Genomic DNA, 8628 nt, shown 5'->3' on the forward strand with positions numbered 1-8628 from the left:
ATTCCAGCAGGAAAAGTACGAGAAGACCCCTGCTGGAATGCCGTTTCGGCGGGTATTGGGAGGGCGACGGCCGCTATTTGGTGACGGCGTCGATCGCCTTGTAGATGCGCTGCTCGCTGACCGGTCGCGGTGTCCCGAGTTGCTGTGCCCACAGGCTGACCCGCAATTCCTCGATCTGCCAGGCGATATCACGAACCTTGGGATTCTCGGCGCGGGCCGGTGACAAGGCGGCCACCAGATCGTCGTAGTCGTCCTCGACGGCATGCACCCGGGCCATCCGCTCCCGGTCGGCGGCCGGGGCCTGCGCCAGCCGTTCCAGCCGGCGGGCGATCGCGGTGACATACCGGGTCAGGTCGGCGAGCCGGGCGATACCGGTCACCGTGACAAAACCCGTGGGCAGCAGCCGCTCCAGCTGCGACCGGATATCGGCGACCGCGTCCGCCTGGGCGGCTGACGGCTTGTCTGGCAACGCAACCTGCACCTCGTGCGAGGCGGCCAGCACCTTCTCCACCCGGGTCACCGCGGCTTGCGTGGTGGGCGTGAGTTCCTTGCCGGCCCGCTCCACGATGGTTGCGAACTCGGCTCTGGTCCACACCGGTTTTCCGAGCACGACGTCGGCGGCAGCGTCCGCGCAGTCCTCCAGCAGGGCGGCCAGAGTGCCGTCCGGATTGGCGTTGAGCGCCAACCGGGTCCGGGTGCTCAAACTTCGTTCGATCGCCTTGACCGGAGACGGCGCGGTGAGCCGCAGCAGTCGACGCAAGCCCGGACCCATGGCCGCGGCCTGCTCGGCCGGGTTCGCGAACACCTTGATGTCGACGGCTTTCCCGGCATCCACGAAGGCGGGGTAGCCGCGGACGGTGTGTCCGCCGCTGACGTTCTCCACCGTCCGCGGCAACTCGTCGAGATCCTCGGGCCATGCCCGCAGCCTGGTGCGTTCCAGGTCACCGCCCAGCGCGTCGGCCACGGCCTGCGCGACGGGCACCGCCAACCGTTCGCGCAGGGCGTCGATGTCCTTGCCGCGGGCCACCTCTTTGCCCTCGGCGGTCTCGACCGCAAACGTCATCCGCAGGTGATCCGGTACCTTGCTCAGATCGAACGCGTCGATCGGTACCAGAATGCCACTGCGCCTGCGTAGTTCACGTTGGACCTCGTCCAACAGTGACCCTGCGGAGGGATCGATGTCACCGAGGATGGCCCGCGCGGTGTCGGGCGCAGGAACGAAGTTGCGCCGCAGATCCTTGGGTAGGGACTTGATCAGTGCGGTGACCAGTTCCTCCCGCAGAGCCGGGACCTGCCAGGCGAAGCCGTCACCGCCGAGCCGGGCCAGCACCCCCACCGGCACGTGCACGGTGACGCCGTCGTCGGCGGCGCCCGGCTCGAAACGGTAGGTCAGCGGGAGTTCGAGATCGCCGGCCTGCCAGGTGTCGGGGTTGTCCGCACCGTCCTCGGAACGCAGCAGGTCGTCGCGGGTGAAGGTGAGCAGGTCAGGTGTCTTGTGCCGCTGCTTCTTCCACCAGGCGTCGAAGTGCCGCGCGGAAACGATGTCAGCGGGGATGCGGGCGTCGTAGAAGGCATAGATGTCGTCGTCGCCGACCAGCAGGTCGCGCCGGCGGGCCCGTTCCTCGATCTCCTCGAGCTCGGCACGAAGTCGGGCGTTGTCGCGGAAGAAGTGGTGCCGGGTCTGCCAATCCCCCTCGACCAGGGCGTGCCGGATGAACAACTCACGGCACAGGTCCGGTTCGATCTGGGTGTACCCGATTTTGCGGCGCGGCACCAGCGGCAGTCCGTACAGCGTGACGCGTTCGAACGCGACCACGGCGCCGCGCTTGGCCTCCCAGTGCGGCTCACTGTAGTTGCGGTGCACCAGATGTCCGGCCACCCGCTCGATCGCCTCGGGCTCGACCTTGGCGGCGATGCGGCCGAACAGCCGGCTGGTCTCGACCAGGTCGGCCACCACGATCCAGCGCGGCGGCTTCTTCGTCAGCACCGAACCCGGCGCCAGTACAAATTTGGAATTGCGGGCGCCGGCATAGTCGCGGGACTCCCCCTCGCGCAGCCCGACGTGCGACAACAGGCCCGCGGTCAGCGCGGCGTGGATGCTGGCCGGCTCGGCGGGCTCATCGCCCTCACGGATCCCGATATCGCGGGCGATGCTGCGCAGCTGACCGGTCAGGTCCTGCCACTCCCGGATCCGCAGGTAGTGCAGGAATTCCTCGCGGCACATCCGCCGGAAGGCATTGCCGGAGCGTTGGTTTCGCTGCTCTCGCAGGTAGTTCCACAGGTTCAGGTACGCCTCGAAATCAGAGGAGCAGTCGGCGTCGGCGAACCGGGCGTGCTTCTGCCGGGCGGCCTCTTCCTTGTCGCTCGGGCGTTCACGCGGATCGGGGATGGACAGCGCGGCCGCGAGCACCAGCACCTCGCGCACACACCCTTCGGTATCGGCCTGCAAGATCATCCGGCCGACCCGCGGGTCGAGCGGCAGCCGGGCCAGGCGACGCCCGATATCAGTCAAGGCACCCTTGGTGTCGAACGCGCCGAGTTCCTGCAGCAACTGGACCCCGTCGCGGATGCTGCGGGAGTCGGGCGGGTCCAAGAAAGGGAATTCTGCGATGTCGCCGAGTTGCAGGGCGGCCATCTGCAGGATGACGGCGGCCAGGTTGGTCCGCAGGATCTCCGGATCGGTGTAGCGGGGCCGGGATTCGAAGTCCTCTTCGGAGTACAGCCGGATGCACACGCCCGGTGCGGTGCGCCCCGAGCGGCCGGCCCGCTGGGCCGCCGAGGCCTGCGAAATCGGCTCGATCGGTAGCCGCTGGACCTTGGTGCGCCGGCTGTAGCGGGAGATCCGCGCGGTGCCCGGGTCGACGACGTAACGAATGCCCGGCACCGTCAGTGAGGTCTCGGCCACGTTGGTGGCCAACACGATTCGCCGCCCGCTATGGCTGGGCTGGAACACCTTCTGCTGTTCGGCGGTGGAAAGCCGAGCATACAGCGGCAGCACCTCGGTGTTCCGCAGGTCCTTCAATGCCTCTGCGGTGTCCCGGATTTCGCGCTCTCCGGACAGGAACACCAACACGTCACCCGGCGGTTCCGACTCCAGCTCGTGGACGGCGTCGACGATGGCTTCAGTCGGGTCGCGCGGCTCGGATGAGCCGCTTGCGCGAAGATCAATAGCCGGAGTACGCACGATCTCGTGGTCCGGGTCGTCGGGATCATCCTCGTCCGATGGCGCGACGGGGACTTCCAGTGGCCGGTACCGAATCTCGACCGGGTAAGTCCGCCCCGACACCTCGACGATCGGGGCGTCCCCGAAGTGGGCCGAGAACCGCTCCGGCTCGATGGTGGCCGAGGTGACGATGACCTTGAGGTCGGGGCGGCGCGGCAATAGCTCACGTAGATAGCCGAGCAGGAAGTCGATGTTGAGGCTGCGTTCGTGGGCCTCGTCGAGGATCAGGGTGTCATAGCGCAGCAGCCGGCGGTCTCTTTGAATCTCGGCGAGCAGAATCCCGTCGGTCATCAGTTTGATCAGGGTGGAGTCGCTGGCCTGGTCGGTGAAGCGCACCGTGTAGCCGACGGCGTCGCCCAGCGGGGTGCCGAGTTCGTCGGCGATGCGTTGGGCCACGGTGCGGGCCGCCAACCGCCGGGGCTGGGTGTGGCCGATCGTGCCGCGGATGCCCCGGCCCAGTTCGAGGCAGATCTTGGGCAGCTGGGTGGTCTTGCCCGACCCGGTGGCGCCGGCGACCACGACCACCTGATTTTCGCTGATGGCCTTGGCCAGCTCGTCGCGGTGTTCGCTGACCGGTAGGTCCGGATAGGTGATGGCCGGGACGGCGGCCTGACGGGTGAGCACCAGCGCTTCGGCGTCAGCGATCTGCTCGGCCACCTTGGAGATGTCACCGCCGCGAAGGTTCTTCAGCCTGCGGTCGAGCCGCGCCGCGTCCCGGATGGTCAGGCCGTCGAGGCGGGCCCGCAGCGCACGCAGGTCTTGACGGTCGGACACTCCTGTAAGGGTAGCGGCGTATCGAATCAGTCCGCGCAGTCGACCGCTACCGCCAGCGCCGCACAGATCTCCCGCATGCGGACATCGCCCAATCGGCCTAGGCGATCGACCAGGACTGCGATCGAAACGCTCTCGACCGAATCCAGATTGACGGCCGAGCGACGGGGAGCGGGATCCGTCCCTGGTTCCAAGACAACCTCGCTGGGCAGCCCGCGGATCGTCGTCGTACACGGTGCGACCAGCGCGCGTCGGAGCCTCGGGATGGCCGCGTCACGGGATAACACCACCACTGGGCGCCGGCCGATTTGAGGCAGCTCACACCACCACAGCTCGCCGCGGGCGGGCAGACCGCTCACGAGTCGCCTGCGGCGCGTCGCCACGAAGCCAGGTCGCCCCACTCATCAGGCTCGTCTGGCGGGTGGCTCTCATAGGCTCGGTAACTGGCGTCGATCTGGGCGGAACGATGACGTGCGAGCAAGGCTTTCAAGGCCTCGTCGATCAGTGCTGCGTCAGTGATCCCGGACCGTGCCCTACGCGCGCTGCCGAGCAACTCCGCATCTACGGTAGTGCTCAGACGTGTGCGATTCATGCCACAATCATGCCACTCAGAACTGCGCCCCGGCGCGGGTGCGACTCGCCGGCCTCGGGCGACGCCGGGAAGATGACCGCATGACCGAGTACGTGATCCCACCACCACCGCAGGCTTCGCTTCCCGTGAGCACCGGTGAGGGCCGCTTCCCGGTCCGGCGGGTGTTCTGCGTCGGACGTAACTACGCCGCCCACGCGCGTGAGATGGGCAAGGACCCTGACCGCGAGCCGCCGTTCTTCTTCATGAAGCCGGCCGACGCGGTGATCGGCGCCGCGGGCACGATCCCCTACCCGTCGCTGACCTCGTCGTTTCACCACGAGATCGAGTTGGTGGTGGCGCTGGGCGCCGGTGGCCGTGAGGTGGCGCCGGCCGACGCGTTGGCTCTGGTCTGGGGCTACGGGGTGGGCGTCGACCTGACCCGGCGCGATCTGCAGGACGAGGCCAAGAAACTCAGCCGGCCGTGGGACTGGGCCAAGGGGTTCGACGCGTCGGCACCGTGCACGCCGATCCGTCCGGTCGCCGAAGTCGGTCACCCCGACAGCGGCGAGATCTGGCTGCGGGTCAACGGCGAGCTCAGGCAGCACGGGGATCTCAAGGACCTGATCTGGTCCGTACCGGAAGTCATCAGCGCGATCTCGACGGCTGTCGACCTCGCACCCGGTGACCTGATCTACAGCGGCACCCCGGCCGGCGTCGGTCCGATGCAGCCCGGCGACGTGGTGTCCGGCGGCGTCGCAGGGGTCGCGGAGTTCACGTTCACCGTCGGCTCAGCCGATCGGCGGCCCGTCTGACGCGCTGTCCGGCGGTGTCCACCTGCCGGGCGGTCATGGGACGCAAGGGGTGCACGCACAGAATCAGCGCGACCCGGCCCTGAGGGTCGAACACCGGCGCGGCGATCGTGGCCACTGGCTGCGACTTGCCCACGGCGTCACCGGCCGGCGCCAGCCCGATCGTGGTGAATTCGGCGAGCAGTTGATCGGTGATGCCGCGGACGTGGTCGGGCAACCCGTCGCTCGACAGCGAGCCGACCATCTGCGCCGCCCGGGTCAGCTCCGGCGTCGTCCAGTCGACGTCGAAGCCCCGCGCCCGGGTTTGGGCCAGCACCTCGACCAGCCGTTCGGTGAGCGCCTCACCCGCTGTGGGCGCGCGCCCGATCCAGGCGCGCTGCTCGGCGGCCGAGTCCCAGGCGGCGAAGGCGACACCGAACGGCGGGGCATACCGAATCCGGTCACCCGGGGTGCCCGACGGGCGCGGCCCGGCACCTTCGAAGGCAGTGATCACCAGCTCGTCAGCGACCCGCTCCAGTACCGAAGCGGCATGCCCGAGCTGCTGTGAGAGTTCTTGCGCGGCAATGCGGGCCGCGTGTGCCAGCGGTCGCGCCGCCTCGGTGCGGGCAGCCACCACGGCCAGCCCCGGCCCGAGGACGAACGTCAAGGTGGCGGGATCACGGATCAGCCAGCCCCGGTCACACAACGTCTTGAGGATCGCGTGTGCGGTGGCCTGGGTCAGGTCGAGGGCGCTGACCACATCGGAGAACCGCAGCCGCGCATCTCCGGCACTCGCCACCAACTCGATGACGTCGAGCACCCGACTCGTCGGTGCCGAACTCGCGCCACGCACCCTTGACTCCCCTCTCGGCAGTTCCTACAGTCAGGCTTGGTAATTCGAGAGATTATCTCGAATATTAGAGAAACGGTAGGGCCAGATGCGGGCGGTGGTGCTGCGGCAAGGTGCGCTGGAAGTGCGCGAGATCCCCGATCCGGCACCAGGTCCCGGTGAACTCCTGCTCCGGGTCACCAGTACCGCTATCTGCGCATCCGACGTCCACTTCATGGACCACCCCGAACTCGGGCTCAACGATCCGACCGGCCGCTCGCTCTATGACGCCGACCGGGACGTGGTGCTGGGCCACGAGTTCATCGGTGAGGTGATCGGGCACGGGCCCGGCTGCGGCGATCAGTTCCCCGTGGGCACCCGGGTCACGTCGATCCCCATCAGGCTCGTCAACGGCGGAGCCGACGGCGCACACATCATCGGCCAACACCCGGACACCCCCGGCAGCTTCGCCGAACTGCTGGTGGTGGCCGAATCCATCGCTCGAGCCGTCCCGGACCAGTCCGGCGCCACCGACGACGCCGTCGCGCTCACCGACGCCTTCGCGGTCGGCGAGTTCTACGTCCGCTCGGCCCGTCTCGAGCCCGGCGAGATCCCCATCGTGATCGGCGCCGGGGCGATCGGGCTGTCCGCGGTCGCGGCCCTGGCCCGCCGCGGTGTCGAACCGATCATCGTCTCGGACTACCAGGCGGAACGGCGCGCTCTGGCCTGCAAGGCTTTTGGCGCCCATATTGCCGTCGACCCGGCTGAGCGCGCGCCGCTGGACGTCTGGCGCAAGGTACGCGCCGAACACAACCTGTGGGGCCCGGCCGTGGTGTTCGAATGCGTCGGCGCCGCCGGTCTGATCCAGAAGATCGTCGAGGACGCCGACATGGGCACCCGCATCTACTGCGCGGGCGGCTGGTACACCGGCGACACCCTCGACATCACCACCGCCACCCGCCAGGGGGTGACCCTGCAGTTCGGCGGCGGGCCGTGGCCGCAGGACTGGTACGGAACTCTGGACGCCATCGTGGCCGGAGATCTGGACCCGACGCCCAGCATCGGCATGACTGTCACGCTCGACGAGGTTCCCGACGCGCTCGACCTGGCCCGCCGGTCGGCAGGTCCGGCGCGAATCATCGTGCATCCGAATGGAGATCAGGCATGACAGACCGCGAAGAGATCATCGAGGTACTGGTGCGCTACGCCACCGGGATCGACCGCCGGGACTGGCCGCTGTTTCGCACCGTGTTCACGCAGGACTGTGTGCTGGACTACGGCGAGATCGGCAGTTGGACCGGAGCGGACGCGGTCACCGAGTTCATGGATCAATCCCACGCGATGGCCGGACACACCATGCACCGGTTGAGCAACCACGCGATCACCATCGAGGGCGACACCGCAACCGCGCGGACATACATCGATGGACTGATCATGGCGCAGGACAACAACTCTGGCGTCAACGCCATCGGCTTCTACGACGACGAACTGATACGCACCGAACGAGGCTGGCAGATCGCGCGACGGCGCTTCACCCCGGTCCGGGTCATCGCGGTCTAGGGAGATGCGCATGGAATTCGCAGACAAGTACGGGCCCTGGGCGCTCGTGGCGGGCGCTTCCGACGGGGTCGGCGCAGCGATGGCCGACGAACTGGCCCGGCGCGGACTCAACGTGGTGCTGCTGGCCCGGCGTCAAACGGTTCTCGATGAGGTCGCGGCCGGCATCGCAGCCCGCACCGGTGTGCAAACCCGCACGCTGGCAATCGATCTGGCCGCACCCGGGGCCGCCGCCGAGGTGACCAAAGCCACCGAAGGCCTCGACATCGGGTTTCTGGTGTACTGCGCGGGCGCCGATCCCCACTTCGCGCCGTTCCTCACCAGCCCAATTGCCGATGCCGAATCGATGGTGCAGCGCAACTGCGTGGTGCCGATGCAGCTGTGCCATCACTACGCCCGGCCGATGGTCGACAAGGGCCGCGGCGGCATCGTCATCTTCGGGTCCGGCGCCGGATTCGCCGGCGGGCCGAACATGGTGGCCTACGGGGCCAGCAAGGCGTTCGACATGGTGTTCGCCGAGGCACTGTGGACCGAGTTGCACGACAAGGGCATTGACGTGCTCGGGCTGATCCTGGGCAAGACCGACACCCCCGCGCTGCGCAAGCTCGAGCACGAACGCGGCCAGATCGACTCCCCGGACCAGGTGCCGCCGGGTGCGGCAGCCGTCGCGGAAGTGGTGGCGGCGGCATTCGCCAACCTGACCGACGGGCCGACGTGTTTGGTCGGCCCGGAAATCCAGGCAGCTGCGCAACTGATGGCTTCAGTGAGCCGCAACGACGCCGTGCGCTTCATCGCCCAGGCGGTCACTGCGGCGATGGGCTAGCTGTAACTCTCGGGGAGGTTGTGAACGGCGTGGCGCCGGTGAACAGGTGAGGGCCTCCGGTATCGG

General features: G+C 68.2%; 7 protein-coding genes and 1 pseudogene. 4 read left to right on the forward strand and 4 right to left on the reverse strand.

The features are described 5' to 3' along the window. Window positions 1-73: 73 nt before the first annotated feature. The 3 genes and pseudogenes from hrpA to FR943_RS26035 form a co-directional block, all read right to left on the reverse strand. Window positions 74-3997, reverse strand: coding sequence for an ATP-dependent RNA helicase HrpA (hrpA, locus tag FR943_RS26025; protein ID WP_217161199.1), 3924 nt, complete (start codon window positions 3995-3997; stop codon window positions 74-76). 26 nt (window positions 3998-4023) lie between these two features. After that, on the reverse strand, window positions 4024-4353 hold the full coding sequence (locus tag FR943_RS26030; protein WP_217161200.1) for a type II toxin-antitoxin system PemK/MazF family toxin: 330 nt from the start codon (window positions 4351-4353) through the stop codon (window positions 4024-4026). Further along, window positions 4350-4601: pseudogene (locus FR943_RS26035) on the reverse strand (type II toxin-antitoxin system antitoxin MazE5); the annotation flags it as partial. The pseudogene FR943_RS26035 and the gene FR943_RS26030, both read right to left, overlap by 4 nt. A gap of 65 nt (window positions 4602-4666) precedes the next feature. Here FR943_RS26035 and FR943_RS26040 point away from each other — a divergent pair. After that, window positions 4667-5377 (forward strand): fumarylacetoacetate hydrolase family protein, encoded by a 711-nt coding sequence (locus FR943_RS26040; protein WP_217161202.1) that lies wholly within the window; start codon window positions 4667-4669, stop codon window positions 5375-5377. On the opposite strand, the gene FR943_RS26045 is transcribed toward FR943_RS26040, so the two are convergent. After that, a complete protein-coding gene (locus tag FR943_RS26045; RefSeq protein ID WP_217161233.1) occupies window positions 5343-6173 on the reverse strand; it encodes an IclR family transcriptional regulator in 831 nt (276 codons plus the stop codon). The genes FR943_RS26040 and FR943_RS26045 overlap by 35 nt on opposite strands. Before the next feature lie 118 nt (window positions 6174-6291). Between FR943_RS26045 and FR943_RS26050 the strand changes: the two genes are divergently transcribed. Genes FR943_RS26050 through FR943_RS26060 form a run of 3 tightly spaced genes read left to right on the forward strand, consistent with a single transcriptional unit; the run spans window position 6292 to window position 8562 of the window. Then, window positions 6292-7350, forward strand: coding sequence for a zinc-binding dehydrogenase (locus FR943_RS26050; RefSeq protein WP_217161203.1), 1059 nt, complete (start codon window positions 6292-6294; stop codon window positions 7348-7350). Continuing rightward, window positions 7347-7742: a nuclear transport factor 2 family protein gene (locus tag FR943_RS26055; RefSeq protein ID WP_217161204.1), complete on the forward strand. Its 396-nt coding sequence runs from the start codon at window positions 7347-7349 to the stop codon at window positions 7740-7742. Before FR943_RS26050 ends, FR943_RS26055 begins: the two co-directional genes overlap by 4 nt. 10 nt (window positions 7743-7752) lie before the next feature. Then, window positions 7753-8562 (forward strand): SDR family NAD(P)-dependent oxidoreductase, encoded by an 810-nt coding sequence (locus tag FR943_RS26060; RefSeq protein WP_217161205.1) that lies wholly within the window; start codon window positions 7753-7755, stop codon window positions 8560-8562. Window positions 8563-8628: the final 66 nt, after the last annotated feature.

It is taken from the genome of [Mycobacterium] fortunisiensis (assembly GCF_019050325.1).
Taxonomy (GTDB): Bacteria; Actinomycetota; Actinomycetes; order Mycobacteriales; family Mycobacteriaceae; genus Mycobacterium; species Mycobacterium fortunisiensis.